This is a genomic window from Burkholderia multivorans ATCC BAA-247, assembly GCF_000959525.1.
Lineage (GTDB): Bacteria > Pseudomonadota > Gammaproteobacteria > Burkholderiales > Burkholderiaceae > Burkholderia > Burkholderia multivorans.
This window is the reverse complement of the sequence record NZ_CP009832.1, coordinates 1,101,378-1,126,761: the sequence shown is the minus strand read 5'-3', so window position 1 is coordinate 1,126,761 and position 25,384 is coordinate 1,101,378. Positions and strand designations below refer to the sequence as shown.

Here is a 25,384-nt window from a genome sequence, read left to right as displayed (position 1 = left end):
GCCGTGGCCGTCTTTTACGGATTTCGCACATGTCCACGCCCAAACACGCCAAAGTCCTGATTCTCGGTTCCGGCCCCGCCGGCTACACGGCCGCCGTCTATGCGGCCCGCGCCAATTTGTCGCCGGTGCTGATCACCGGCATCGCGCAGGGCGGGCAGCTGATGACGACGACGGACGTCGAAAACTGGCCGGCGGACGCGAAAGGCGTGCAAGGTCCGGAACTGATGGCGCGCTTTCTCGAGCACGCCGAGCGCTTCAATACCGAGATCGTGTTCGACCACATCCACACCGCGAAGCTGCACGAACGGCCGATCCGGCTGATCGGCGATTCCGGCGAATATACCTGCGACGCGCTGATCATCGCGACCGGCGCATCGGCGCAGTATCTCGGCCTGCCGTCCGAGGAAGCGTTCATGGGCAAGGGCGTGTCGGCCTGCGCGACCTGCGACGGCTTCTTCTACCGCGGCCAGGACGTCGCCGTGATCGGCGGCGGCAACACGGCCGTCGAGGAAGCGCTCTACCTGACCGGCATCGCGAAGAAGGTCACGGTGATCCACCGCCGCGACAAATTCCGCGCGGAGCCGATCCTCGTCGACCGTCTGCTCGAGAAGCAAAAGGAAGGCGTCGTCGACATCAAGTGGGATCACGTGCTCGACGAAGTGACGGGCGAGGACTCGGGCGTGACGGGCGTGCGTATCAAGCACGTGAAGACCGGCGCGACCGAAGACATCGCGGTCCAGGGCCTGTTCGTCGCAATCGGCCACAAGCCGAACACCGATCTGTTCCAGGGCCAGCTCGAGATGAAGGACGGCTATATCCTGACGAAGAGCGGCCTGCAGGGCAACGCGACGGCGACGAGCGTGCCGGGCGTGTTCGCGGCCGGCGACGTGCAGGACAACGTCTACCGTCAGGCGATCACCAGCGCCGGCACGGGCTGCATGGCCGCGCTCGACGCGCAGCGCTACCTCGAAAGCCTGCACGACAAGAAGTAAGCCGCAAGCGCCGCCGCGTCGGGCGCTACAATGGCGGCCGCTGCCGCGAAGCAGGCCAGGCCGGAGCCGCTGCCCGTCGCGCAGCGGCTTTTTTGTGCCCGCGCGCCCCGGCGCTGCATTGCGTATCGAATCATGGCGAAGAATCAGCCCCATCCGAGCGATCCCGCGAAGCGGCAGATCGCCGCCCGTCCCGCCGCCGCGCCCGTCGCGCCGCCGCCTGCCGTCGAACCGGCCGCATTGCGCGGCCAGGGTCTCGCCGGCCTCGCCGCGTTGCGCCAGGCGCTGCAAGGCGAAGCCGAGCGCCGCGAGCGCACGCGCGTCGAAACCGTCAAGGCCGCGCGCCAGGCCGAAGCCGACGCGAACCTGTTCCGCAACGAGATCGGCGCCGTGCGGCCGCTGAACGCTCCGCCGCGCGCGGCGTCCGGCCGCGTGCCGCCGCCGCCCGTGCCGAAGCAGACGCAGCGCGACGAGGAAGCGGTGCTGAACGCGACGCTGTCCGACGAGTTCGATCCCGAGACGCTGCTCGACAGCGACGAATCGCTGTATTACCACCGCCCCGGCATCAGCCGCGACGTCGTGCGCAAGCTGCGCAGCGGCGCATGGATCGTGCAGGCGCAACTCGATCTGCACGGGATGCGCCGCGACGAGGCGCGCGAGGCGCTGGCCGAATTCATCCGCGAAGCCGGCAAGAAGGGGCTGCGCTGCCTGCGCGTGATCCACGGCAAGGGGCTCGGCTCGATCGGCAAGGAGCCGGTACTGAAGGGCAAGGTCCGTGCGTGGCTCGTGCAGAAGGAAGAAGTGATCGCGTTCTGCGAGGCGCGCGGCCACGACGGCGGTGCGGGCGCGGTGCTCGTGCTGCTGCAGCCGCTCGCGGCATCCGCCGAGCGGGGACCGCGTGCCGCATCCTAGGCTCACGCTCGCGATCGCGGTACTCGAAGCGATCGCCACGCTCGCCTTCGCGATCTCCGGCTTCATCGAAGCGCGCAAGAACCGGCTCGACTCGGTCGGCACGTTCGTCGTCGCGATCGCGACCGCGTTCGGCGGCGGCACGCTGCGCGACATCCTGCTCGAACGCCGGCCGTTCTACTGGGTCGTGCACGACGACTACGTGATCGCGATCTTCGTACTCGCGCTGTTCGCGCCGTTCCTGCTGCGCATGCTGTCGCGGCTGTCGGCCGAGCGCGTGCTGCTCGTCGCCGATGCGATCGGGCTCGGGATCTTCAGCATCTCGGGCACCGCGATCGCGCTCGAAGCGGAAATGCCGCGCTTCATCGCGGTGATGATGGGCGTGATTACGGGGGTCGTCGGCGGGATCGTCCGCGACGTGCTGTGCAACGACATTCCGCTGATCCTGCGCGACTCGCGGCCCTACGCGACCTGCGCGTTCGTCGGCTGCTGGTTCTATCTGCTGCTCGTGTGGCTGCAGTTCGACTCGGTGTACAGCGTGCTGCTCGCGACGGGCTTCACGCTCGTCGCGCGGCTTCTCACGTTCAAGTTCGACGTGCGGCTGCCGCACTGAGCGACGCGCATCGGGCAGCGCGCCGAGCAACCGTAAAGCGGCGCGGCACGCCGCACACCGCCGCGCGGCCCGGCCCGGCTCCGAGCCCGGCGGCACGCCGCTGCCGCGGGCCCGCGTGCATCACGCGATGCGCGCCTCCGTCTGCGGATCGAACAGCACGGCCTTCGACACGTCGAACAGCAGCGACTGCGTCTGCCCCGGCTGCGGATTCGCGGCCGGATGCACGCGGCTCACGATGCGCTTGCCGTTCACCTGCGCGAACACGTGCGTGTCGGGCCCGGTCGGCTCGGTCACGTCGACGCGCACGTCGACCGGCTGCAGCCGCGACGCCTCGCCGTTGTGCGCGCTGCGCGCATCGGTGATGCGCTCCGGGCGCAGCCCGAGGATCACTTCGCGGCCGATGTACGACTTCAGCTTCGCCGCATCGAACGGCAGATTCAGCGCGCTGCGCGCCAGGCCCGTATCGAGCTCGAGCGCGACGCCGCTGCCCTGCTCCGTAAGCTTGCCGCTGATGAAGTTCATCGGCGGCGCGCCGATGAAGCCCGCGACGAACAGGTTCGACGGCGAGTCGTAGATCTCCTGCGGCGCGCCGAACTGCTGGACGACGCCGTCCTTCATCACCGCGATCCGGTCGCCGAGCGTCATCGCCTCGATCTGGTCGTGCGTCACGTAGACGATCGTCGTGCCGAGCCGCTGGTGCAGCAGCTTGATTTCGGCGCGCATTTCGATGCGCAGCTTCGCGTCGAGGTTCGACAGCGGCTCGTCGAACAGGAACAGCGCCGGATCGCGCGCGAGCGCGCGGCCCATCGCGACGCGCTGGCGCTGGCCGCCCGACAGCTGGCCCGGCTTGCGGTCGAGCAGATGCTGGATCTGCAGCATCTGCGACACGCGATCGACGATCTGCTGCTGCTCGCTCTTCGGCACCTTGCGGATGTTCAGGCCGAACGAGATGTTGTCGCGCACCGTCATCGACGGGTACAGCGCATACGACTGAAACACCATCGCGATGTCGCGATCCTTCGGCGACAGGTCGTTGACGACCTTGCCGTCGATGCGGATCTCGCCGCTCGTGACGGTCTCGAGCCCCGCGATCATGTTGAGCAGCGTCGACTTCCCGCAGCCCGAGCCGCCGACGAGAATCAGGAACTGGCCGTCCTCGATGTCGATGTCGACACCCTTCAGGACCGGCACCCCGTTCGGGTAGGTCTTGTACACGTCACGGATGGAAAGGCTTGCCATGCTTGTGAATCCTCTGTCTCGTGTGTCGGCCGCGGCGCGCGTCGGCGCGCGCCCGCGGTCCCATCCAAAGCCCGGCGCGCTCCAGCGCCGTGTCGGTTCGTTTCGACGCGCCGCACGGCGGCGCATCGCGTTGCATCGTGGTCGTCGCGCTCAGCCCTTCACCGCGCCCGCCGTCAGGCCGCGCACGAAGTAGCGGCCGGCGATCACGTAGACGAGCAGCGTCGGCAGCGCGGCGATGATCGCGCCGGCCATGTCGACGTTGTATTCCTTCACGCCCGTCGACGTGTTCACGAGGTTGTTCAGCGCCACCGTGATCGGCATCGAATCGACGCCGGAGAACACGATCCCGAACAGGAAGTCGTTCCAGATCTGCGTGAACTGCCAGATCAGGCAGACCATGAAGATCGGCAGCGACACCGGCAGCAGGATCTTCGTGAAAATCGTGAAGAAGCCCGCGCCGTCGATGCGCGCCGCCTTCACGAGCTCGGCCGGCACGCTCACGTAGAAGTTGCGGAAGAACATCGTCGTGAACGCGATGCCGTACACGACGTGCACGAACACGAGGCCCGGAATCGTGTTCGCGAGCCCGAACATGCCCTGCAGCCGCGCCATCGGCAGCAGGATCACCTGGAACGGAATGAAGCAGCCGACCAGCATCATCGTGAACAGCGCATCCGCGCCGCGAAAGCGCCAATGCGTGAGCACGTAGCCGTTGAACGCGCCGATCAGCGACGAGATCAGCACGGCCGGAATCACCATCTGGATCGAGTTCAGGAAGAACGGCTTCATGCCGTCGCAGCGCACGCCCGTGCAGGCCTCGCTCCACGCCTTGACCCACGGCGCGACCGTCCAGTTCGACGGCGGCGTCAGCAGGTTGCCGGTGCGCAGCTGGTCGAGATCCTTGAACGACGTCGACAGCATCACGTAGATCGGGAACAGGAAGTACAGCGCGAACAGGATCAATGCCGCGTAGATCACCGCCCGGCTGATGGTCATCTTAGGCTGCATTGCGCGTGCTCCTCGATTCCATATACATCAGCGGCACGAGCACCGCGACCACGGTCGCGAGCATCATCACCGACGATGCCGCGCCCAGGCCCAGCTGGCCGCGGTTGAACGAAAACGTGTACATGAACATCGCCGGCAGCGACGACGACGTGCCGGGGCCGCCGGCCGTCAGCGCGACGACGAGGTCGAAGGTCTTGATCGTGATGTGGCAGAGAATCAGCAGCACCGAGAAGAACACGGGGCGCATGCTCGGGATCACGATCTTGCGGTAGATGGTGGGCAGCGTCGCGCCGTCGACCTGCGCGGCCTTGAAGATCTCGCCGTCGACGCCGCGCAACCCCGCGAGGAACAGCGCCATCACGAAGCCGGTCGACTGCCACACGGCCGCGATCACCACGCAGAAGATCGCCTTGTCGGGATCGTCGAGCCAGCCGAACGAGAAGCTCGTCCAGCCCCAGTCGTGCATCACCTTCTCGAGGCCGAGGCCCGGGTTCAGGATCCACTGCCATGCGGTGCCCGTGACGATGAACGACAGCGCCATCGGATACAGGAAGATCGCGCGCAGCGCGCCTTCGTTGCGGATTTTCTGGTCGAGCAGGATCGCGAGGAACAGCCCGAGCGCGACGCAGATCGCGATGAACGGAATCCCGAACCAGCCGAGGTTCGCGGCGGAGGTCCACCACACGTCGTTCTGGAACAGATCCGTATAACGGCCGAAGCCGTCGAATTCGTAGTTCGGCAACAGCCGCGAGTTGGTCAGCGACAGATAGCCGGTGATCAGGATGAAGCCGTAGATGAACACCACGGCAATCGCGACGCTCGGCGCGAGCACGAGCTTCGGAATCCAGCGATCGGCGAATGCCGACATCGGCGACGATCGCCGCGCGACGGCAGCGCCAGATCCGTTTCCGCTAAGAGGGGCAGCCACTTGATTCGACTCCTGGAACGAGGGCGACGCGGGCCGCAGCCGGCGTCCGATACGGCACGGGCGCGCGGACGCGCCCGTTTGCAGCGCTGGCGGAACGCCCGACGGCCAGCGCAGCCGGCCGGGCGCCCGTCGCGCTACGGCATTACTTCACCTTCGCGGCCTTCGCGAGCGCCGCCACCGCGCTCTTCGAATCCTGCTGCGAGTTCATGAACTTCGTCACGACGTCGGTGATCGCACCGGCCGTCGCATCGCCCTGCGCCATCCCGTGCGCGAGCGACGGCACGTAGCCGCCGGCCTTCAGCGCGGTCTGCTCGTCGGCATACGACTTCTTCGCGCAGTCGTCGAACTTGTCCATCTTCACGCCGAGGCGCACCGGAATCGAACCCTTCAGCAGGCTGAACTGCTCCTGGAATTCGGGCGTCATGATCGTCTTCGCGAGCGCGAGCTGGCCCGGCGTCGCCGCCTTCTGCCCCTTCTGCTGGAAGAACACGAACGAGTCGACGTTGAACGTGTACGCGTTGCTCGTGCCCGGCACCGGCGCGCAGATGTAGTCCTTGCCCGCCTTCTTGCCCGCGTTCTCGAACTCGCCCTTCGCCCAGTCGCCCATGAACTGCATGCCGGCCTTGCCGTTGATGACCATCGCGGTCGCGAGGTTCCAGTCGCGGCCGTTGCGGCCCGCGTCGAAGTAACCCTGGATCTTGCGCACGGTGTCGAACACCGACACCATCTGCGGCGACGTCAGCGTCGCCTGGTCGAGATCGACGAGCGCCTTCTTGTAGAACGCGGCGCCCTGCGACAGCACGACGTCTTCCCACAGCGTCAGGTCCTGCCACGGCTGGCCGCCCATCGCGACCGGCTGGATGCCGGCGGCCTTGAGCTTGTCGGCGACCGCGAAGAACTCGGGCCAGGTGGTCGGCACCTTCGCGCCGACCTTGTCGAGCGCGGCCTTGTTGATGTAGAGCCAGTTCACGCGGTGCACCGAGAACGGCGCAGCGACGTAATGGCCCTTGTACTTCATGATCTTGTCGATTTCCGGCGGCAGGTTCTGCTTCCAGTCGCCGGCGACCGAATCGATGTTCACGAGCACGCCCTGATCGGCCCAATCCTGAATCAGCGGGCCCTTGATCTGCGCCGCCGACGGCGCATCGCCGCTGATCACCTTGGTCTTCAGCGCCGTCATCGCCGCTGCACCCGCACCGCCCGCGACCGCGAAGTCCTTCCACACGTAGCCCTGCTTCTGCAGGTCGTCCTTCAGCACGCCGACGGCCTTCGACTCGCCGCCCGAAGTCCACCAGTGCAGCACCGTGACGTTCTCGGCCGCCTGCGCCGCCATCGCGCCGGCCATCAGACCTGCGGCGCAGAGCGCGCCCATGATCGAGCGAACTTTCATTCCTTATCTCCTCCAGACTGAATCAACTCGTGAAGTTCCCTCAGCGGGAACGGCTTCTTGATAACGACGGGGAAATCGAGCCGCGAGACGCATGGCGCGTACGGGGCCGATGACCGGCCGGGCTCTTACAGAAAGCGTGACTTGAGATTCAACTGCATGTCTCCTCTTGTGTTTCTGGCCCGCCGCGAAGCGGCACGAGCCCGGGGCCGACGGCGCGCGGACGATGCGCGCCGCCAATGTCCGATAACATTCGGCACAAGGCGCTCCCGAAGACGAAGCGCGCGCAGTTCATCGGCCGCACTTCATTTTTTTCTTCGCCCGGGTGCTACCCCTTGCGGCGGATTGTAGTTAAACTACAATTCAGTGTCAAAAATATTTTTATCGCACTACGGATCGCTTCCCAGCACCCCCAAACCGGCGGAGACACATGCATACCGATTCCAGCTTTACCTTCGTACTTTTCGGCGGCACCGGCGATCTGTCGATGCGCAAGATCCTGCCTGCGCTGTTCGAAGCGCACCGCGCGAACATGCTCGCGCAAAGCGGCCGGATCGTTGCCGTCGCGCGGCACGAATCGGATCGGGCCGGGTATCTCGAATGGGTCGACACGCACGTGAAGCCGCACGCGGCGAAGGCGGCGGGCAGCGCGTTCGATCAGGCTGCGTGGCAGTCCTTCCTCGAGCGCATCGAATACGTGAAGCTCGATCTCGGCCGCGCGGAAGACTATGCGGTGCTGCGCGATGCGGTCGAGCCGCTGCCCGGCATCCGCGTGTTCTATCTCGCGACGGGGCCGTCGCTGTTCGTGCCGATCTGCAAGGCGCTCGCATCGGTCGGGCTCAACGAAGGCTCGCGCATCGTGCTCGAGAAGCCGCTCGGCTACGACCTGCGCTCGTCGAACGCGATCAACGACGCGGTCGGCGAAATCTTCGCGGAAGAGCAGATCTACCGGATCGACCACTACCTCGGCAAGGAACCCGTGCAGAACCTGCTCGCGCTGCGCTTCGGCAACGCGCTGTTCGAGCCGCTGTGGCGCCGCGAGTGGGTCGAGAGCATCCAGATCACGATCGCCGAGGAGCTCGGCGTCGAAGCGCGCGGCGATTTCTACGACAATACGGGCGCGCTGCGCGACATGGTGCAGAACCACCTGCTGCAGCTGCTGTCGATCGTCGCGATGGAGCCGCCGCACTCGATGGATTCCGATTCCGTGCGCGACGAAAAGCTGCGCGTGCTGCGCGCGCTGAAGCCGGTCGATCCGCGCGACATCGGCAAGGTCGCGGTGCGCGGCCAGTATCATGCGGGCGTGATCAAGGGCGTGCAGGTGCCCGCCTATGCGACCGAGCCGGGCGTGAAGCCCGACAGCCAGACCGAAACGTTCGTCGCGCTGAAGGCGGAAATCGAAAACTGGCGCTGGGCCGGCGTGCCGTTCTTCCTGCGTACGGGCAAGCGGCTCGCCGATCGCGTCGCGGAGATCGTCGTCAATTTCCGGCCGGTCCCGCATTCGGCGCTCGGGCCGACCGCGCTGCGTCCCGGCGCGAACCGCCTCGTGATCCGTCTGCAGCCGAACGAGACGATTCGCCTCTACTGCCTCGCGAAGCAGCCGGGCGAGGGAATGAATCTTGCCAGCGTGCACCTCGATCTCGCGTTCGATCAGTTCTTCAAGGAAGGACAGATGGAGGCGTATCAGCGCCTGCTGCTCGACGTGATCAACGGTCGCCTCGCGCTGTTCGTGCGCCGCGACGAGCAGGAGGCCGCGTGGCGCTGGGTCGAGCCGATCCTCAACGAATGGGCGCGCTCGCTGAAGCCGCCGAAGCCCTATGCGGCAGGCACGTGGGGGCCGGCCGCGTCGAGCGCGATGCTCGCGCAGCACGGCACGTGCTGGCTCGAAGAAGAAAACTGATGCGCGCGTCGCCGCGCCGCACGGCGGCCCGGCATCGCGTCGCATGAACGACACGATTTGAACAGACAAAGCAGTCCGGAGGAGATGTGATCGAGATCCACGCTTTCGACACCCAGGAAGCGCAAAGCGAAGCGCTCGCGCAGGCCGTCGGCGACGCGCTGCGCGCGGCAAGCGCGCGGCCCGCGCGGCCGCTGCTCGCGGTGTCCGGCGGCACGAGCCCGCGGCCGTTCCTGCAAACGCTGTCGCACGCGGCGCTCGACTGGGCCGGCGTCGACGTGACGCTGGTCGACGACCGCTGGGTGCCGGACGACGATGCGGCGAGCAACGCGCGTCTCGTGCGCGACACGCTGCTGCAGCACGCGGCCGCGCCCGCCCGCTTCCTGCCGCTCGTCGACACGCGCGCCGCGCTCGACGCGCATGTCGCCGCGCTGAACGCCAACCCCGACTACCGCGTGCCCGACGTCGCCGTGCTCGGCATGGGCGAGGACGGCCACACCGCGTCGATCTTCGCGGACGCGCCCGAATGGGATCACGCGATCGCGACGCCCGAGCGTTTCGTCGCCGTGCATCCGGGCGCCGCGCCGCACGCGCGCGTGAGCCTGTCGCTCGATGCGCTCAAGCGCGTCGGGCGCCTGTTCCTGCTGATCGCGGGCGACCGCAAGCGCGAAGTGCTCGACGCCGCGGCCGCGTCGCTGCAGAAGAACGCGATTTCCCAACTGGCCAACGACAAGGGGACCAAGCTCGATGTCTACTGGTGCGCAAAGTAAGGCCGTCGTCGCGGGCCAGCATGCCGACGGCCCGCGCCTGCTCGCGGACGTCGGCGGCACCAACGCGCGCTTCGCGCTGGAAACCGGGCCGGGTGAGATCACGCAGATCCGCGTGTATCCCGGCGCCGATTACCCGACGCTCACCGATGCGATCCGCAAATACCTGAAGGACGTGAAGATCAGCCGCGTGAACCATGCGGCGATTGCGATCGCGAATCCGGTCGACGGCGATCAGGTGACGATGACGAACCACGACTGGAGCTTCTCGATCGAGGCGACGCGCCGCGCGCTCGGCTTCGATACGCTGCTCGTCGTCAACGACTTCACGGCGCTCGCGATGGCGCTGCCGGGGCTGACCGACGCGCAGCGCGTGCAGATCGGCGGCGGCACGCGCCGCCAGAACAGCGTGATCGGGCTGCTCGGGCCCGGCACGGGGCTCGGCGTATCGGGCCTGATTCCTGCCGACGATCGCTGGATCGCGCTCGGCAGCGAAGGCGGCCACGCGTCGTTCGCGCCGCAGGACGAACGCGAGGATCTCGTGCTGCAGTACGCGCGCAAGAAGTTTCCGCACGTGTCGTTCGAGCGCGTCTGCGCGGGGCCCGGCATCGAGATCATCTATCGCGCGCTCGCCGCGCGCGACAAGAAGCGCGTCGCCGCGAACGTCGATACCGCCGAAGTCGTCGAGCGCGCGCATGCGGGCGATGCGCTCGCGCTCGAGACGGTCGAATGCTTCTGCGGCATCCTCGGCTCGTTCGCGGGCAGCGTCGCGCTGACGCTCGGCGCGCTCGGCGGCGTCTATATCGGCGGCGGCGTCGCGCTGAAGCTCGGCGAACTCTTCACGCGTTCGTCGTTCCGCGCGCGCTTCGAGGCGAAGGGCCGCTTCACGCACTATCTGCAGAACATCCCGACCTACCTGATCACCGCCGAATATCCGGCGTTCCTCGGTGTGTCGGCGATTCTCGCGGAGCAGCTGTCGAACCGCTCGGGCGGCGCATCGTCGGCCGTGTTCGAGCGGATCCGCCAGATGCGCGACGCGCTGACGCCGGCCGAACGCCGCGTCGCCGATCTCGCGCTGAACCATCCGCGCTCGATCATCAACGATCCGATCGTCGACATCGCGCGCAAGGCCGACGTGAGCCAGCCGACCGTGATCCGCTTCTGCCGCTCGCTCGGCTGCCAGGGGCTGTCCGACTTCAAGCTGAAGCTCGCGACCGGGCTCACCGGCACGATTCCGATGAGCCACAGCCAGGTGCATCTCGGCGACACGGCGACCGACTTCGGCGCGAAGGTGCTCGACAACACGGTGTCCGCGATCCTGCAGCTGCGCGAGCATCTGAATTTCGAGCATGTCGAGAACGCGATCGAGATCCTGAACGGCGCGCGCCGCATCGAGTTCTACGGGCTCGGCAACTCGAACATCGTCGCGCAGGACGCGCATTACAAGTTCTTCCGCTTCGGGATTCCGACCATCGCGTACGGCGACCTGTACATGCAGGCCGCCTCCGCCGCGCTGCTCGGCAAGGGCGACGTGATCGTCGCGGTGTCGAAATCGGGACGCGCGCCCGAGCTGCTGCGCGTGCTCGAGGTCGCGATGCAGGCGGGCGCGAAGGTGATCGCGATCACGTCGAGCAATACGCCGCTCGCGAAGCGCGCGACCGTCGCGCTCGAGACCGATCACATCGAGATGCGCGAGTCGCAGCTGTCGATGATTTCGCGGATCCTGCATCTGCTGATGATCGACATCCTCGCGGTCGGCGTCGCGATCCGCCGCGCATCGCCGAACGACGCGCTGCCCGAAGCGCTCGCGCAGGCGAAGGCGCGCGCGAACGACGAGGAAACGGCCGACGTGCTCGACTGGCTCAGCCACGGCGCGTCGCCGGCCGCGAAGGACGTCGCGCGCGACTGACGCAGCACCCACGCGCGGCACGCCCGCGCGTGCCCAAAGCAAAACGCCACCGGCGCAAGCGCGCGCGGTGGCGTTTTGCATGCGGCGACGCGCTCAGGCGGCCGCTTTGACCGGCCGCCCGTGCCAGCGCAGCACGAGATAACGTCCGACGAAACAGAGCACGCCCGTCACACCGATCGTCACGCCCATCGCGAACGGCGTGCCGTCCGCGAGCACGCCGATGGCGACGCTCGCGAGCGCGCCGAGCGCGAGCTGCATCGCGCCGAACACGGCCGCCGACGCGCCCGCGTTGTGCGGATAGCGATGCATCAGGTCGGTCGTGCAGTTCGCGGACAGAATCCCGACCACGCCGACGACGAAGAACAGGCAGACGACGATCGACCACAGCCCGCCCCACCCCGTCAGCGCGACGAGCGCGACCGCGAGCGACGCGACGCAGCTCACGAGCGACGCGGCCGAGATGATGCGCAGCGAGCCGAGCCGGCCGACGAGCCGCGTATTCGTGAAGTTGCCGATCATGATGCCGACCACGTTGAGCCCGAACAGCAGGCCGTAGTGCTGCGGCGACACGTGGAAATATTCGATGTACACGAACGGCGTCGCGGTGATGTACGAGAACATCGACGCGAACGCCATCCCGCCGCACAGCATGTGGCCCCACGCAACGGGGTCGGACAGGATGCGCCCGTACGACGCGAACGACGCGAGCACGGCCGCGCTCTTGCGCCGCTCCTTCGGCCAGGTTTCGGGCACGCGCAGATACGCGGTTGCCGCGCATAGCGCGCCGAACGCGGCGAGCACGACGAACACGCCGCGCCAGCCGGCAAAGCGCAGGATCTGTCCGCCGATCAGCGGCGCGAGCAGCGGGCCGACTGCGGTGACGATCGCGACCATCGACAGCACTTTCGCCGCATCGGTCGGCTCGTGCGCATCGCGCGCGATCGCCCGCGCGAGCACCGACGCCGCACCGGCGCCGAGCGCCTGCAGAAAGCGTACGACGATCAGCATGTCGATCGACGTCGACACGAAGCAGCCGACGCTCGCGAGCGTAAACAGCGCGATCCCGCCGAGCAGCACGGGCCTGCGGCCCCAGGTGTCGGACAGCGGGCCGTACAGCAGCATGCCGATCGAGAAGCCGGCCATGAAGCTCGTCAGCGTGCGCTGCGCGGCGCCCGGGTTGACGGAGAAGCCTTGCGCGATCGACGGCAGGCTCGGCAGGTACATGTCGGTAGCGATCGGCCCGCACGCAGCCAGCGCGCCGAGCAACAGGATCAGCCGGGCATCGGGCCGGCGCCGGACGACGTGAGACATGGGATTCCGGGTCGAAGCCCGCGCGCTTCGCGGCGCGCGTGGCGGTCTGGACGAAGTCGCGCCGTATGCGGCGCGCTCAGGAGCATGATTGTACGCGCAACTTTTTTCGCACGACCGTGCGCGCGGTGACACGGCCGCCCGACGCGCCGGAATACGGGCCGTATCCGCGCGCGGCGCCAGCGCGAATTGCATTAAGCTTGCGTCCGTTGTCTGACCAATGCGCCTCGAACCGATGACCGCTTTCCTGCTGATCTGGAGCCCCAAGAAGTGGCCGTGGCCCGAACTGCCCGACGTCGCCGCGCGCGTGAAGGCCGGCGAGGCCGTGCACGACGTCTGGGGCTGCGGCTTCGCGCGCGGCATCCTGCCGGGCGACCGCGTGTTCCTGCATCGCGTCGCGCAGGCGCCGAAGGGCGTATTCGGATCGGGCTACGTGACGCGCGCGCCGTACGAGGTGCCCGACCCGACGACGAAGCGCGGCTACCGGCTCTGCATCGATTTCGTCTACGACTGGCTCGTCGACGGCCATCAGGACGTCGTGATCCCGCGCGACGCGCTGCGCGTGCATCCGTACTCGGTGCAAACCTGGGACGCGCAGACCTCCGGCACGTCGATCAAGCCGATGGTCGAAGGCCCGCTCGAAAAGCGCTGGGCCGAACTGACCGGCGGCCGGCGCAAGCCGCCGCGATAACGGGGCGGCAGGCGGCACGCACGCCCATCGCAAGCGGCCGGCGCGACGCGCCGAAAGGCCGCAACCCGCGGCCCGGCCGGCCGCGCGCGTCTCCGGTACAATCGGACGATCGTTCCGCCCAGGCGCCGCGGCCCGTGCACAGGCCCCGCGCCGTTCTCTCGCAGGTTTCGCTCATGTCCAACAATCAGATCCTCTTCGAACGCGCCCAGAAGACCATTCCCGGCGGCGTCAACTCGCCGGTTCGCGCGTTCCGTTCGGTCGGCGGCACCCCGCGCTTCGTCGCGCGCGCGCAAGGCCCGTACTTCTGGGATGCCGACGGCAAGCAGTACATCGACTACATCGGCTCGTGGGGCCCGATGATCGTCGGCCACGTGCACCCCGAGGTGCTCGACGCCGTGCAGAAGGTGCTCGCCGACGGCTTCTCGTTCGGCGCGCCGACCGAGGCCGAGATCGAGATCGCCGAAGAGATCTGCAAGCTCGTGCCGTCGATCGAGCAAGTGCGGATGGTGTCGAGCGGCACCGAAGCGACGATGAGCGCGTTGCGGCTCGCACGCGGCTTCACCGGCCGCAGCCGCATCGTCAAATTCGAAGGCTGCTACCACGGTCACGCGGACAGCCTGCTCGTGAAGGCCGGCTCCGGCCTGCTGACGTTCGGCAATCCGACCTCGGCCGGCGTGCCCGCCGATATCGCGAAACACACGACCGTCCTCGAATACAACAACGTCGCCGCGCTCGAAGAAGCGTTCGGCGCGTTCGGCGACGAAATCGCGGCCGTGATCGTCGAGCCGGTCGCCGGCAACATGAACCTCGTGCGCGGCACGCCGGAGTTCCTCAACGCCCTGCGCGCGCTGTGCACGAAGCACGGCGCCGTGCTGATCTTCGACGAAGTGATGTGCGGCTTCCGTGTCGCGCTCGGCGGCGCGCAGGCGCACTACGGGATCGCGGCCGACCTCACCTGCCTCGGCAAGGTGATCGGCGGCGGGATGCCGGCCGCCGCGTTCGGCGGGCGCCGCGACATCATGGCCCATCTCGCGCCGCTCGGCGGCGTGTATCAGGCCGGCACGCTGTCGGGCAACCCGATCGCGGTCGCCGCGGGCCTGAAGACGCTGCAGTTGATCCAGGCGCCCGGCTTCTACGATGCGCTGACCGCACAGACCAAGCGGCTCGCCGACGGCCTCGCCGCCGAAGCGCGCGCGGCAGGCGTGCCGTTCGCGGCCGACTCGATCGGCGCGATGTTCGGCCTGTACTTCGCCGAGCGCGTGCCGACGAGCTTTGCCGAAGTCACGAAGAGCGACATCGAGCGCTTCAACCGCTTCTTCCACCTGATGCTCGACGAAGGCGTGTATTTCGCGCCGTCCGCGTACGAAGCGGGCTTCGTGTCGAGCACGCACGACGACGCGGTGATCGACGCGACGCTCGCGGCCGCGCGCCGCGCGTTCGCGGCCCTCGCCGCCTGAGCGGGCGCGCGCATGTTTTCGGACATCGACTTCGCCCACATGCAGCGCGCGCTCGCGCTCGCTGCACGCGGGATGTATACGACCACGCCGAACCCGCGCGTCGGCTGCGTGATCGTCAAGCACGGCGAGGTGATCGGCGAAGGCCATACGCAGCCGCCGGGCCAGGACCATGCGGAAGTGCAGGCGCTGAAGGACGCGCGCGCGCGCGGCCACGACGTGGCCGGCTCGACCGTCTACGTGACGCTCGAGCCCTGCAGCCACTTCGGCCGCACGCCGCCGTGCGCGAACGCGCTGATCGAGGCGCGTGTCGCGAAGGTCGTCGCCGCGATGGAAGATCCGAATCCGCTGGTGTCGGGGCGCGGCCTCGGGATGCTGCGCGATGCGGGCATCGACGTGCGCTGCGGACTGCTCGCGCATGAGGCGGGCGAGCTGAACATCGGCTTCGTGTCGCGGATGACGCGCGGCCGCCCGTGGGTGCGGATGAAGGCCGCCGCATCGCTCGACGGCCGCACCGCGCTGCCGTCCGGCGAAAGCCAGTGGATCACCGGCGAAGCGGCGCGCGCCGACGGCCATGCGTGGCGTGCGCGCGCGTGCGCGATCCTGACCGGAATCGGCACCGTGCGCGAAGACGATCCGCAGCTGACCGTGCGCGGCATCGACACGCCGCGCCAGCCGCAGCGCGTGCTCGTCGACAGCCGGCTCGAACTGCCGCTCGACGCGCGGCTGCTCGAAGGCGCGCCGCTGCTGATCTTCTGCGGCCGGCTCGACGCGGACGGCGAAGCGCGCGCGAGCGCGCTGAAGGCGCGCGGCGCGGAAATCGTGTCGCTCGCGAATGCACACGGCAAGGTCGACCTCGGCGCGATGCTGTCGGCGCTCGGCGCGCGCGGCATCAACGAGCTGCATGTCGAGGCCGGCCACAAGCTGAACGGTTCGCTGCTGCGCGAACGGTGCGTCGACGAGCTGCTCGTCTATCTGGCGCCGAGCCTGCTCGGCGCCGACGCGGCCGGCATGTTCGATCTCGCCGCGCCGGCCAGCCTCGACGCACGCACGCGGCTCGTGTTCCACCATATCGAGCGGATCGGCGACGATCTGCGGATTCTGGCGCGTATCGCGCCGCCCCCCGCCACTCATTGAACGGAATCGTCACGATGTTTACCGGAATTGTCGCGGCAGTCGGCCGCATCGAATCGATCAATCCGCTCGGCGCGTCGCCGGACGCCGGCGTGCGGCTGACCGTGAACGCCGGCGGCCTCGACCTCGCGGACGTCGCGCTCGGCGACAGCATCGCGATCCAGGGCGCCTGCATGACGGTGATCGCCAAGACCGACACGACCTTCGACGTCGACGTGTCGCGCGAAAGCCTGAATCGGACGGTCGGGCTCGCGCAGCCGGGCGACGTGAATCTCGAGAAGGCGCTGCGCGCGCACGACCGGCTCGGCGGCCATATCGTGTCGGGTCACGTCGACGGGCTGGGCACCGTGTCGCGCTTCGCGCCGGTCGGCGAATCGCACGAGCTGCGGATCGTCGCGCCGCGCGAGCTCGGCCGCTATCTCGCGTACAAGGGCTCGATCACGGTGAACGGCGTGAGCCTGACCGTCAACGCGGTCGAGGATCGCCCGGACGGCTCCGAGTTCTCGATCAACCTGATTCCCCATACGGTCGAGGTGACGACGCTGCGCCACCTGAAGGCCGGCGACCAGGTCAATCTCGAAGTCGACATGATTGCGCGGTATGTGGAGCGGATGTTGACGATGTCGCAGGGCGCAAGCCAGGACTGACGACGGCGCGACGCGATGCGCCCGCCGCCCGAGGGCGGCGGCCGTCGCGAGCCGCATCCGAAACTCGCGGCCGCTGCGTGTGGCCTACCGGCTCCCGGCGCTTCCATCAGGAGCCCGCGTGACGGCCTCCCTCCCCCGCTGCGCATCGCAGCGTCGCTTCACCGTCGACGATCTGCTGTCGCTCGACGATCGCCCGCCATCTCGGCGACCACGCGCCCCACAAGCGCGCGGCAATCACGCGCCAGGCACGCCCCGCCCGGCCGCGCTAAGATGCGACGACCGCGGTTTCGGCGCCGCAACGAACGCGCGCCGCACCGCGGCCGCCCTCTTCCTCAAGGAGTCGTCCCCATGTCCATCTCGATGTACCAGGCTTCGCTGCCCGTGCTGATCCGCGGCCTGACCAACCTGCAGCACATCCTCGGCAAGGCACAGGCGCACGCGGCCGAAAAGCAGATCGATCCGTCGGTGTTCGTCGGCGCGCGTCTCTATCCGGACATGCTGCCGCTCGTGCGCCAGGTCTACATCGCGACCGACACCGCCAAGGGCTGCGCGGCGCGGCTGGCCGGCGTCGACATCCCGAGCTACCCGGACGTCGAACAGACGTTCGACGAACTGCACGCGCGCATCCAGAAGACGATCGACTATCTGAAAAGCTTCGACGCCGCGCAGATCGACGGCAGCGAAACGCGCCAGATCGTGCTGAAGATGCGCGTCGGCCCGATCGAATTCACCGGCCAGTCGTACCTGCTGCACTTCGTGCTGCCGAACTTCTTCTTCCACGTCACGACGGCGTACGACATCCTGCGCCACAACGGCGTCGAGCTCGGCAAGCTCGACTACCTCGGCCGCAACGAGCAGGCCTGACGACGCGCGGCCGCACCGCGTTCCGGCCCGTTCGCGGGCCGTGCGCGGGCGCGCCGGCCGAAACGCGGCGCGGCTAGCGTAAAATACGCACTTTCCTCTTTCTCGCCCCCTTATGACGCTCGCCTCCACGCCCGACATCATCGCCGAGCTGAAAGCCGGCCGGATGGTGATCCTCGTCGACGAAGAAGACCGCGAAAACGAAGGCGACCTCGTGATCGCCGCCGAATTCGTCACGCCGGAAGCGATCAACTTCATGGCCAAGTACGGCCGCGGCCTCATTTGTCTGACGTTGACGCAGGAACGCTGCAAGCAGCTGCAACTGCCGCTGATGACGTACCGCAACGGCACGCAGTACGGCACCGCGTTCACGGTCAGCATCGAAGCCGCCGAAGGCGTGACGACCGGGATCTCGGCAGCCGACCGCGCGCATACGATCGCGACCGCGGTCGCGCACGACGCGCGTCCCGAGCAGATCGTGCAGCCGGGCCACGTGTTCCCGATCATGGCGCAGCCGGGCGGCGTGCTCGTGCGCGCCGGGCACACCGAGGCGGGCTGCGACCTCACCGCGCTCGCGGGCCTCACGCCGGCCGCGGTGATCTGCGAGGTCATCAAGGACGACGGGACGATGGCGCGCCTGCCCGACCTGATCGAGTTCGCGCAGCAGCACGGTCTGAAGATCGGCACGATCGCCGACCTGATCCATTACCGCAGCCGCACCGAATCGATCATCGAGCGCGTCGCCGAGCGCACGATGCAGACCGCGCACGGCGCGTTCCGCGCGGTGCTCTACCGCGACCAGCCGACCGGCTCGCCGCACATCGCGCTCGTGCGCGGCCAGCCGTCGCCGGACGCCGACACGCCGGTGCGCGTGCACGAGCCGCTGTCGGTGCTCGACCTGCTCGAAACGGGCGTGTCGACCCACTCGTGGACGCTCGACGCCGCGATGCGCGAGATCGCGCAGCGCGACCTCGGCGTCGTCGTGCTGCTCAACTGCGGCGATACGAAGGAACATCTCGTCGACGTCTTCAAGGCGTTCGACGAGGAAGAGAAGGCGGCCGCGCTGAAGCGCCGGCCGGTCGATTTCAAGACGTTCGGCATCGGCGCGCAGATTCTGCGCGATGTCGGCGTCGGCAAGATGCAGGTGCTGTCGAATCCGCGCAAGCTGGGCAGCATGTCCGGCTACGGCCTCGAAGTGACGGGTTTCGTTCCGATGCCCGGCGGCGAGGCCAAGCCCTGCCCGGCGCCGCACGCGTGACCCGCCACGGCGCTTTCGCCCAATAACCGTTCATCCAACCACGGACAGATCATGGAAATCGGACAATACCAACCGAATCTCGAAGGCGACGGCCTGCGTATCGGCATCGTGCAATCGCGCTTCAACGAGCCCGTGTGCAACGGCCTCGCGGACGCATGCGTCGAAGAACTGGAGCGCCTCGGCGTCGCCGGCGAAGACGTGCTGCTCGTGTCGGTTCCCGGCGCGCTGGAAATCCCGCTCGCGCTGCAAAAGCTCGCGGAAAGCGGCCAGTTCGACGCACTGATCGCGCTCGGCGCGGTCATCCGCGGCGAGACGTACCACTTCGAACTCGTGTCGAACGAAAGCGGCGCCGGCATCACGCGCGTCGCGCTCGACTTCAACGTGCCGATCGCGAACGCGGTGCTGACCACCGAAAACGACGAGCAGGCCGTCGCCCGCATGACCGAAAAGGGTCGTGACGCGGCGCGCGTCGCCGTCGAGATGGCCAACCTGACGATGGCGCTCGACCAGCTCGGCGACGACGACGAGGACGAAGAAGAGGACGAAGACGACGAAGAGGAGCGCGCATGAAGAAGAGCGCCCGCCGACAATCGCGCGAGCTGGCGACGCAGGGCCTGTATCAATGGCTGCTGTCGAACGCGTCCTCCGGCGAGATCGACGCGCAACTGCGCGGCGCGCTCGGGTACGACAAGGCTGACAAGGCGCTGCTCGACGCGATCCTGCACGGTGTGATCCGCGAGCACGCCACGCTCGTCGACGCGCTGACGCCGTCGCTGGACCGCCCGATCGACCAGCTGTCGCCGGTCGAACGCGCGGTGCTGCTGATCGCGACGTTCGAGCTCACGCACCATATCGAAACGCCGTACCGCGTGGTCATCAACGAAGCAGTCGAACTCGCGAAGACGTTCGGCGGCTCGGACGGCTACAAGTACGTGAACGGCGTGCTCGACAAGCTCGCCGCGAAGCTGCGGCCGGCCGAAACGCAAGCGCGCCGCAACGGCTGATTCCGTTGTTCCGGACGGGCGCGCAAGCGCCCGTTTTTTTCGCCCTTTCCCAACGTTTCCCGACGTTTTCCGTTTTACGCGCGTAACCGCCCCGACCGATGAACACCACCGCCGATTCGCTCGTCAAGCTCGCCGCCCGCGTCGACGCGATCCAGCCCTTCTACGTGATGGAACTGATGAAGGAGGCACAGCAGCTCGAGTCTGCCGGGCGCGACGTTATCCACATGGGCATAGGCGAGCCCGATTTCACCGCGCCGGAACCGGTCGTCGAAGCGGCGGCGGCCGCGCTGCGCCGCGGCGTCACGCAATATACGAGCGCGCTCGGCATCGCGCCGCTGCGCGAGGCGATCGCCGCGCACTATGCGCACGCCTACGGCCTGACGATCGCGCCGGAGCGGATCGTCGTGACGGCCGGCGCGTCGGCGGCGCTGCTGCTCGCGTGCCTCGCGCTCGTCGGCCGCGACGACGAGGTGCTGATGCCCGACCCGTCGTATCCGTGCAACCGGCACTTCGTCGCGGCCGCCGAAGGCCGGCCGGTGCTCGTGCCGAGCGGCCCGGAAGCGCGTTTCCAGCTGACCGCCGACGACGTGCGCACGCGCTGGAACGCACGCACGCGCGGCGTGCTGCTCGCGTCGCCGTCGAATCCGACCGGCACCTCGCTCGAGCCGGACGAGCTCAAGCGGATCGTCGAAGCGGTTCGCGCGCGCGGCGGCTTCACGATCGTCGACGAGATCTATCAGGGGCTCAGCTACGATGCACCGCCGGTCTCCGCGCTGTCGTTCGGCGACGACGTCGTCACCGTGAACAGCTTCTCGAAGTACTTCAGCATGACCGGCTGGCGGCTCGGCTGGCTCGTCGTGCCGCCGGCGCTCATCGGCACGTTCGAGAAACTGTCGCAGAACCTGTTCATCTGCCCGTCCGCGCTCGCGCAGCACGCCGCGCTCGCGTGCTTCGAGCCCGCATCGCTCGACATCTACGAGGCGCGCCGCCTCGAATTCAAGCGTCGCCGCGATTTCATCGCGCCGGCGCTCGAGCGGCTCGGCTTCAGCGTGCCCGTGATGCCGGACGGCGCGTTCTATGTCTATGCGCACTGCGGCGGCGTCGCGCACCCGGCGGCCGGCGACAGCGCGGCGCTCACGCACGCGATGCTGCACGACGCGGGCGTCGTGCTGGTGCCGGGGATGGATTTCGGCGTTCATGCACCGCGCGACTATATCCGGCTGTCCTATGCGACCGCCTATTCGCGTCTCGAGGAAGCGGTCGACCGGCTCGCCACGCTGTTCGGCCGGCGCTGAGTCACCGCGGCGCGATCGCGCCGCTACTGCGTGCGCCCCTCCAAACGAAAAAAGACACCCGAGGGTGTCTTTTTCCATTTCGGCGCGGAGTAAATCCGACGTTACGCGCCGAGATCCGAGTGATCGTCGCGCGCCTGCTTCGACGTATCGACGCTCGCGTCGGCCTGCTGCGGCGCCTTCGGCGGCGCGGTCTTCGCGGCGAGCGGCTGTGCGCCGTCGAGCGTCACGTGCACGCGCTTCGCGCCGCCGGCCGCCGCGGTCGTGACGGCCGCGGTGACGATCGGCTTGGCCGGCGCCTGCGGCGCATTGATCGGCACGCTGCGGCCGCGGGCGACATCGCGCAGACGACCGCGCTCGGCCATCACCTTCTGACCGTAGCCGTTGTCGTCCGGGTTCGTCGAGCCGTTGTACAGGCGCAGCCCGTTCGCCAGCGAGCCGCCGCGCGCGATGCAGTCCTTCAGCACGAGCGCGCCGACCTGCAGATTCGCGATCGGCTGCAGCGCCGTGTCGGTGCCGCCGAAATATTCGAACTTGTCGGAATGGACCTTCGACATGACCTGCATCAGGCCCTGCGCGCCGACGCCGCTTTCCGCATACGGATTGAAGCCCGATTCGATCGCCATCACGGCGAGCAGCAGCAGCGGATCGAGGCCGACGTCGCGGCCGGTTTCGAACGCGGCCTTCACGAGCCGGCCGAGCGGTTCCTGCGCGACGTGATAGCGGCGCGACAGATACGTCGCGACGAGCGCCTGTTCGCGGTTCGAGGCCAGCGCACGATCGTCGCGCGCATCGGCCGGCACGCGCTGCGTCGGGATCAGCTTCGCGAGCGCCACCGGCGACGGGCCGCTGCGGGCTACGTCCGATGCGTCGTTCTGCGCGGCGGCCGTGGCTTCCGCCGCGACGTCGAGATCGGCGGCGAGCGCATCGGTCTCCGGACCGTCGTCTTGCGGTTGCGGCTGTGCGCCGGCCGGCGCGAAATTCGGCAGCGGATGGCCGGACAGCAGACGCGCCGGACCGGCCTCGACGGCCGCCGACACGATCGGCATCAGCTTTGCGGCCAGCGTGCCGCGCACGGTCGGCAGCAGCCAGAGCGCCAGCGCGATGGCGACGGCGAAACAGCCGACGACGCTGAACAGATGGTGGCTGACACGCGTCCCGCGACGCAGCATGTCGCGCACGAATTGCGCATGCCGCTCGTTAGGACGCCACGATAACCAAGCGTTCATTCAGATCATCTCCCATGAACATGACTCGTGCGGCTCGCCCGGCTCGCTGGCGAGACAGAAAACGCGCCGCTGAATCACGACGCCGCACGCCTTGGTCGGGACGTACAGGCATCGGGGAAACGGTATAAGTACCGTTTGAGGCCACGGTGTAGAACTGGGCCGGCGCCTTCGCACAGTGGGCGAGGCGGGCATACGCGGTGGCACCCACGCAAAAAACCAGCGTCAGGAGGCGCTGGTCGGGACTACGACTCAAGACCGTCGAACACGCCGTGCAGGTTTCGGCGGACGGTGACGCGCTGCGTCAAGGATCGGTGATTGGCGGCTCGAAGCCTTTACCCTGCAACCAATGTGAGCGGATTCTAGCAGGGTTTTATAGATCGTCAACACTACAAAACCTTCAAATTATAACAAAAAGTAATTTACCGTGACCCTTCAGAACGGAATCGCCCTGCCGTAGGGGGTTTGCGCGCGATCGACTTTTTTCGAGACCGGACGCGCGGACGGCGGGCCGGGTAAAATCGGCGCTCGATTCGGGGCCGCAGCCGGACGCTGCGCCCGCCCACCGTCGCCCGCGTTGCGAGCGGCCCGGACCTTGTTCATGAAATACAAAGACTTACGCGATTTCATCCAGCGCCTCGAGGCGCTCGGCGAACTGCGGCGCGTCACGCAGCCCGTGTCGCCCGTGCTCGAAATGACCGAACTGTGCGATCGCGTGCTGCGGGCCGGCGGCCCGGCCTTGCTGTTCGAGGCGCCGCCCGGCTATGCGTTCCCGGTGCTCGGCAACCTGTTCGGCACGCCGCGGCGCGTCGCGCTCGGCATGGGCGTCGACGCGGGCGACGACGCCGCGCTCGATTCGCTGCGCGATCTCGGCCGGCTGCTGTCCGCGCTGAAGGAACCCGATCCGCCCAGGAGCCTGAAGGACGCCGGCAAGCTGCTGTCGCTCGCGAAGGCCGTCTGGGACATGGCGCCGAAGACGGTTTCGTCGCCGCCGTGCCAGGAAATCGTGTGGGAAGGCGCCGACGTCGATCTGCACAAGCTGCCGATCCAGACCTGCTGGCCCGGCGACGCGGGGCCGCTCGTCACGTGGGGGCTGACCGTCACGCGCGGGCCGAACAAGCCGCGCCAGAACCTCGGCATCTACCGGCAGCAGCTGATCGGCCGCAACAAGCTGATCATGCGCTGGCTCGCGCATCGCGGCGGCGCGCTCGATTTCCGCGAATTCGCGCTGAAGAACCCGGGCAAGCCGTATCCGGTCGCGGTCGTGCTCGGCGCCGATCCGGCGACGACGCTCGGCGCCGTCACGCCCGTGCCCGATTCGTTGTCCGAATACCAGTTCGCCGGGCTGCTGCGCGGCAGCCGCACCGAGCTCGCGAAGTGCCTGACGCCGGGCGTCGATACGCTGCAGGTACCCGCGCGCGCGGAGATCGTGCTCGAAGGCTTCATTTATCCGCAGGACGGCACGCCGGCCCCGGCGCCGGCCGGCGCGCCGCCGCGCCCGGCCGGCCAGGCAGCCGCCGCGTACGAGCATGCGCTCGAAGGCCCGTACGGCGATCACACCGGCTATTACAACGAGCAGGAGTGGTTTCCCGTGTTCACGGTCGAGCGGATCACGATGCGTCGCGACGCGATCTACCACTCGACGTACACCGGCAAACCGCCCGACGAGCCCGCGATCCTCGGCGTCGCGCTGAACGAGGTGTTCGTGCCGCTGCTGCAGAAGCAGTTCGCGGAGATCACCGACTTCTATCTGCCGCCCGAGGGCTGCAGCTATCGGATGGCGATCGTCCAGATGAAGAAGAGCTACGCGGGCCACGCGAAACGCGTGATGTTCGGCGTCTGGAGCTTCCTGCGGCAGTTCATGTATACGAAGTTCATCGTCGTCGTCGACGAGGACGTGAACATCCGCGACTGGAAGGAAGTCATCTGGGCGATCACGACGCGCGTCGATCCGGTGCGCGACACCGTGATGGTCGACAACACGCCGATCGATTATCTCGACTTCGCGTCGCCGGTCGCCGGTCTCGGCTCGAAGATGGGGCTCGACGCGACCAACAAGTGGCCCGGCGAGACGAACCGCGAATGGGGCCGCCCGATCGAGATGGACGCCGCAGTGAAGGCGCGCGTCGATCGGCTGTGGCAGGACATCGGGCTTTGAGCGCAGCCGCCGCACTGGAACGATGATGAATTTCGCCCCCGCTTCGATGCTGTCCGACGGATTTTTCCTGTCGCTGTCGCTGTGTCTCGATATCGGCCTCGTCAACGTCGCGATGCTGTCGCTGACGCTCTCGCACGGCTTCCGGCCGGGCTTCTGGCTCGGCGTCGGGTCGTGCGTCGGCGATCTCGTCTATGCGGCGCTCGCGCTCGCCGGGATGGCCGTGCTGCTGCAGTTCGAGGCGGTGCGCTGGGTCGTCTGGATCGGCGGCGGCGCGGTGCTGCTGTTTCTCACCTGGAAGATGGCGCGCGAAGCGCTGTCGCCGGCCGCGGCGCCCGACCGCGATGCCGACGTCGCGCCGCCCCGAGCCAGCGCGCGGCGCAGCTTCGTGCGCGGGATGCTGCTCGCGATGTCGTCGCCGAGCGCGATCCTCTGGTTCGCGGCGGTCGGCGGCGCGCTGATCGCGAAGGCCGGCGCGACCAGCGCGGCGACTGCTTCCGTCTTTCTGTCGGGCTTCTTCCTCGGCGGGCTCGCGTGGACGCTCTTCATGTGCACGCTCGCGAGCCACGGCCGCAAACGTGCCGGCGCGCGGCTGATGCGCGCTTGCCACGTCGCCTCCGCGCTGCTGTTCGCCTACTTCTCTTATAGCGTGATCGTCGGCGGCTACCGCGATCTGATCGTGCACGCGGCCTGAACGCCGGCCAACAC

General features: G+C 68.0%; 23 protein-coding genes. 17 read left to right on the top strand and 6 right to left on the bottom strand.

All coding sequences use genetic code 11. The features are described 5' to 3' along the window. The first annotated feature begins 29 nt into the window (after nucleotides 1-29). The 3 genes from trxB to NP80_RS17645 all read left to right on the top strand — a co-directional run bounded on the left by trxB (nucleotide 30) and on the right by NP80_RS17645 (nucleotide 2,511). Complete coding sequence (gene trxB / locus NP80_RS17655; protein ID WP_006400809.1) at nucleotides 30-992, top strand: thioredoxin-disulfide reductase; 963 nt, start codon at nucleotides 30-32, stop codon at nucleotides 990-992. 132 nt (nucleotides 993-1,124) lie between these two features. After that, nucleotides 1,125-1,901: a Smr/MutS family protein gene (locus NP80_RS17650; protein ID WP_006416962.1), complete on the top strand. Its 777-nt coding sequence runs from the start codon at nucleotides 1,125-1,127 to the stop codon at nucleotides 1,899-1,901. Continuing rightward, a complete protein-coding gene (locus NP80_RS17645) occupies nucleotides 1,888-2,511 on the top strand; it encodes a trimeric intracellular cation channel family protein (RefSeq protein WP_006400811.1) in 624 nt (207 codons plus the stop codon). The genes NP80_RS17650 and NP80_RS17645 overlap by 14 nt, the downstream gene beginning before the upstream one ends. A gap of 120 nt (nucleotides 2,512-2,631) precedes the next feature. Here the strand turns inward: NP80_RS17645 and NP80_RS17640 are convergent, their stop codons facing one another. From NP80_RS17640 to NP80_RS17625, 4 genes are all read right to left on the bottom strand, one after another. Next, nucleotides 2,632-3,750 carry an ABC transporter ATP-binding protein gene (locus NP80_RS17640; protein WP_006412309.1) on the bottom strand — a complete coding sequence of 373 codons (1,119 nt, stop codon included), beginning with the start codon at nucleotides 3,748-3,750 and terminating at the stop codon, nucleotides 2,632-2,634. 150 nt (nucleotides 3,751-3,900) lie between these two features. Then, nucleotides 3,901-4,758 (bottom strand): carbohydrate ABC transporter permease, encoded by an 858-nt coding sequence (locus NP80_RS17635; protein WP_162839292.1) that lies wholly within the window; start codon nucleotides 4,756-4,758, stop codon nucleotides 3,901-3,903. Next, nucleotides 4,748-5,686: a carbohydrate ABC transporter permease gene (locus NP80_RS17630; protein WP_006400814.1), complete on the bottom strand. Its 939-nt coding sequence runs from the start codon at nucleotides 5,684-5,686 to the stop codon at nucleotides 4,748-4,750. The genes NP80_RS17635 and NP80_RS17630 overlap by 11 nt, the downstream gene beginning before the upstream one ends. A 142-nt stretch (nucleotides 5,687-5,828) precedes the next feature. Next, a complete protein-coding gene (locus NP80_RS17625; protein ID WP_006410512.1) occupies nucleotides 5,829-7,076 on the bottom strand; it encodes an ABC transporter substrate-binding protein in 1,248 nt (415 codons plus the stop codon). A 427-nt stretch (nucleotides 7,077-7,503) separates the two neighbouring features. On the opposite strand from NP80_RS17625, the gene zwf reads away from it, so the two are divergent. From zwf to NP80_RS17610, 3 genes are all read left to right on the top strand, one after another. Then, nucleotides 7,504-8,973 (top strand): glucose-6-phosphate dehydrogenase, encoded by a 1,470-nt coding sequence (gene zwf / locus NP80_RS17620; protein ID WP_006400816.1) that lies wholly within the window; start codon nucleotides 7,504-7,506, stop codon nucleotides 8,971-8,973. Between the two features lie 86 nt (nucleotides 8,974-9,059). Next, complete coding sequence (pgl, locus tag NP80_RS17615; protein WP_006410519.1) at nucleotides 9,060-9,740, top strand: 6-phosphogluconolactonase; 681 nt, start codon at nucleotides 9,060-9,062, stop codon at nucleotides 9,738-9,740. After that, nucleotides 9,718-11,646, top strand: a complete 1,929-nt coding sequence (locus tag NP80_RS17610; protein WP_006410513.1) for a bifunctional transcriptional regulator/glucokinase — start codon at nucleotides 9,718-9,720, stop codon at nucleotides 11,644-11,646. The genes pgl and NP80_RS17610 overlap by 23 nt, the downstream gene beginning before the upstream one ends. Before the next feature lie 93 nt (nucleotides 11,647-11,739). Here the strand turns inward: NP80_RS17610 and NP80_RS17605 are convergent, their stop codons facing one another. Next, nucleotides 11,740-12,957 (bottom strand): Bcr/CflA family multidrug efflux MFS transporter, encoded by a 1,218-nt coding sequence (locus tag NP80_RS17605; RefSeq protein ID WP_006410518.1) that lies wholly within the window; start codon nucleotides 12,955-12,957, stop codon nucleotides 11,740-11,742. Between the two features lie 232 nt (nucleotides 12,958-13,189). Here NP80_RS17605 and NP80_RS17600 point away from each other — a divergent pair, with 232 nt between their 5' ends. The 9 genes from NP80_RS17600 (at nucleotide 13,190) to NP80_RS17560 (ending at nucleotide 21,298) form a co-directional block, all read left to right on the top strand. Beyond that, nucleotides 13,190-13,645, top strand: coding sequence for a hypothetical protein (locus NP80_RS17600; RefSeq protein WP_006410508.1), 456 nt, complete (start codon nucleotides 13,190-13,192; stop codon nucleotides 13,643-13,645). Between the two features lie 173 nt (nucleotides 13,646-13,818). Continuing rightward, nucleotides 13,819-15,102, top strand: a complete 1,284-nt coding sequence (gene hemL, locus NP80_RS17595) for a glutamate-1-semialdehyde 2,1-aminomutase (RefSeq protein ID WP_006410509.1) — start codon at nucleotides 13,819-13,821, stop codon at nucleotides 15,100-15,102. Nucleotides 15,103-15,114: 12 nt separating this feature from the next. Further along, nucleotides 15,115-16,236, top strand: a complete 1,122-nt coding sequence (ribD, locus tag NP80_RS17590; RefSeq protein ID WP_006412307.1) for a bifunctional diaminohydroxyphosphoribosylaminopyrimidine deaminase/5-amino-6-(5-phosphoribosylamino)uracil reductase RibD — start codon at nucleotides 15,115-15,117, stop codon at nucleotides 16,234-16,236. Between the two features lie 14 nt (nucleotides 16,237-16,250). After that, complete coding sequence (locus NP80_RS17585) at nucleotides 16,251-16,880, top strand: riboflavin synthase (protein ID WP_006412310.1); 630 nt, start codon at nucleotides 16,251-16,253, stop codon at nucleotides 16,878-16,880. A 348-nt stretch (nucleotides 16,881-17,228) separates the two neighbouring features. Further along, nucleotides 17,229-17,744, top strand: a complete 516-nt coding sequence (locus NP80_RS17580; protein WP_006400824.1) for a DUF1993 domain-containing protein — start codon at nucleotides 17,229-17,231, stop codon at nucleotides 17,742-17,744. Between the two features lie 112 nt (nucleotides 17,745-17,856). Next, nucleotides 17,857-18,999 carry a bifunctional 3,4-dihydroxy-2-butanone-4-phosphate synthase/GTP cyclohydrolase II gene (gene ribBA / locus NP80_RS17575; protein WP_006410516.1) on the top strand — a complete coding sequence of 381 codons (1,143 nt, stop codon included), beginning with the start codon at nucleotides 17,857-17,859 and terminating at the stop codon, nucleotides 18,997-18,999. A gap of 51 nt (nucleotides 19,000-19,050) precedes the next feature. Then, complete coding sequence (gene ribH, locus NP80_RS17570; protein WP_006410511.1) at nucleotides 19,051-19,569, top strand: 6,7-dimethyl-8-ribityllumazine synthase; 519 nt, start codon at nucleotides 19,051-19,053, stop codon at nucleotides 19,567-19,569. Then, nucleotides 19,566-20,003, top strand: a complete 438-nt coding sequence (nusB, locus tag NP80_RS17565) for a transcription antitermination factor NusB (RefSeq protein ID WP_006400827.1) — start codon at nucleotides 19,566-19,568, stop codon at nucleotides 20,001-20,003. The genes ribH and nusB overlap by 4 nt, the downstream gene beginning before the upstream one ends. 98 nt (nucleotides 20,004-20,101) lie before the next feature. Further along, the gene (locus NP80_RS17560) at nucleotides 20,102-21,298 is read left to right on the top strand and encodes a pyridoxal phosphate-dependent aminotransferase (RefSeq protein WP_006410517.1); all 1,197 of its coding nucleotides are present in this window, start codon (nucleotides 20,102-20,104) and stop codon (nucleotides 21,296-21,298) included. A gap of 101 nt (nucleotides 21,299-21,399) precedes the next feature. Here the strand turns inward: NP80_RS17560 and NP80_RS17555 are convergent, their stop codons facing one another. Then, on the bottom strand, nucleotides 21,400-22,524 hold the full coding sequence (locus tag NP80_RS17555) for a transglycosylase SLT domain-containing protein (protein ID WP_006410520.1): 1,125 nt from the start codon (nucleotides 22,522-22,524) through the stop codon (nucleotides 21,400-21,402). A 598-nt stretch (nucleotides 22,525-23,122) separates the two neighbouring features. Here NP80_RS17555 and NP80_RS17550 point away from each other — a divergent pair. Both NP80_RS17550 and NP80_RS17545 read left to right on the top strand, forming a co-directional pair. Continuing rightward, entirely contained in the window at nucleotides 23,123-24,679 is a 1,557-nt protein-coding gene (locus NP80_RS17550) for a UbiD family decarboxylase (RefSeq protein ID WP_035949600.1), read from the top strand. Between the two features lie 25 nt (nucleotides 24,680-24,704). Beyond that, nucleotides 24,705-25,370, top strand: coding sequence for a LysE family translocator (locus NP80_RS17545; RefSeq protein ID WP_006409618.1), 666 nt, complete (start codon nucleotides 24,705-24,707; stop codon nucleotides 25,368-25,370). The last annotated feature ends 14 nt before the right edge of the window (nucleotides 25,371-25,384 follow it).

Excerpts from the sequence above, each read along its gene's own strand:
- trxB (WP_006400809.1), top strand. The coding sequence starts at position 30 with ATGTCCACGCCCAAACACGCCAAAGTCCTGATTCTCGGTTCCGGCCCC.
- NP80_RS17650 (WP_006416962.1), top strand. The coding sequence starts at position 1,125 with ATGGCGAAGAATCAGCCCCATCCGAGCGATCCCGCGAAGCGGCAGATC.
- NP80_RS17640 (WP_006412309.1), bottom strand. The coding sequence starts at position 3,750 with ATGGCAAGCCTTTCCATCCGTGACGTGTACAAGACCTACCCGAACGGG.
- NP80_RS17635 (WP_162839292.1), bottom strand. The coding sequence starts at position 4,758 with ATGCAGCCTAAGATGACCATCAGCCGGGCGGTGATCTACGCGGCATTG.
- NP80_RS17625 (WP_006410512.1), bottom strand. The coding sequence starts at position 7,076 with ATGAAAGTTCGCTCGATCATGGGCGCGCTCTGCGCCGCAGGTCTGATG.
- zwf (WP_006400816.1), top strand. The coding sequence starts at position 7,504 with ATGCATACCGATTCCAGCTTTACCTTCGTACTTTTCGGCGGCACCGGC.
- NP80_RS17610 (WP_006410513.1), top strand. The coding sequence starts at position 9,718 with ATGTCTACTGGTGCGCAAAGTAAGGCCGTCGTCGCGGGCCAGCATGCC.
- NP80_RS17605 (WP_006410518.1), bottom strand. The coding sequence starts at position 12,957 with ATGTCTCACGTCGTCCGGCGCCGGCCCGATGCCCGGCTGATCCTGTTG.
- NP80_RS17600 (WP_006410508.1), top strand. The coding sequence starts at position 13,190 with ATGACCGCTTTCCTGCTGATCTGGAGCCCCAAGAAGTGGCCGTGGCCC.
- hemL (WP_006410509.1), top strand. The coding sequence starts at position 13,819 with ATGTCCAACAATCAGATCCTCTTCGAACGCGCCCAGAAGACCATTCCC.
- ribD (WP_006412307.1), top strand. The coding sequence starts at position 15,115 with ATGTTTTCGGACATCGACTTCGCCCACATGCAGCGCGCGCTCGCGCTC.
- NP80_RS17585 (WP_006412310.1), top strand. The coding sequence starts at position 16,251 with ATGTTTACCGGAATTGTCGCGGCAGTCGGCCGCATCGAATCGATCAAT.
- NP80_RS17580 (WP_006400824.1), top strand. The coding sequence starts at position 17,229 with ATGTCCATCTCGATGTACCAGGCTTCGCTGCCCGTGCTGATCCGCGGC.
- ribBA (WP_006410516.1), top strand. The coding sequence starts at position 17,857 with ATGACGCTCGCCTCCACGCCCGACATCATCGCCGAGCTGAAAGCCGGC.
- ribH (WP_006410511.1), top strand. The coding sequence starts at position 19,051 with ATGGAAATCGGACAATACCAACCGAATCTCGAAGGCGACGGCCTGCGT.
- nusB (WP_006400827.1), top strand. The coding sequence starts at position 19,566 with ATGAAGAAGAGCGCCCGCCGACAATCGCGCGAGCTGGCGACGCAGGGC.
- NP80_RS17560 (WP_006410517.1), top strand. The coding sequence starts at position 20,102 with ATGAACACCACCGCCGATTCGCTCGTCAAGCTCGCCGCCCGCGTCGAC.
- NP80_RS17555 (WP_006410520.1), bottom strand. The coding sequence starts at position 22,524 with ATGAACGCTTGGTTATCGTGGCGTCCTAACGAGCGGCATGCGCAATTC.
- NP80_RS17550 (WP_035949600.1), top strand. The coding sequence starts at position 23,123 with ATGAAATACAAAGACTTACGCGATTTCATCCAGCGCCTCGAGGCGCTC.
- NP80_RS17545 (WP_006409618.1), top strand. The coding sequence starts at position 24,705 with ATGAATTTCGCCCCCGCTTCGATGCTGTCCGACGGATTTTTCCTGTCG.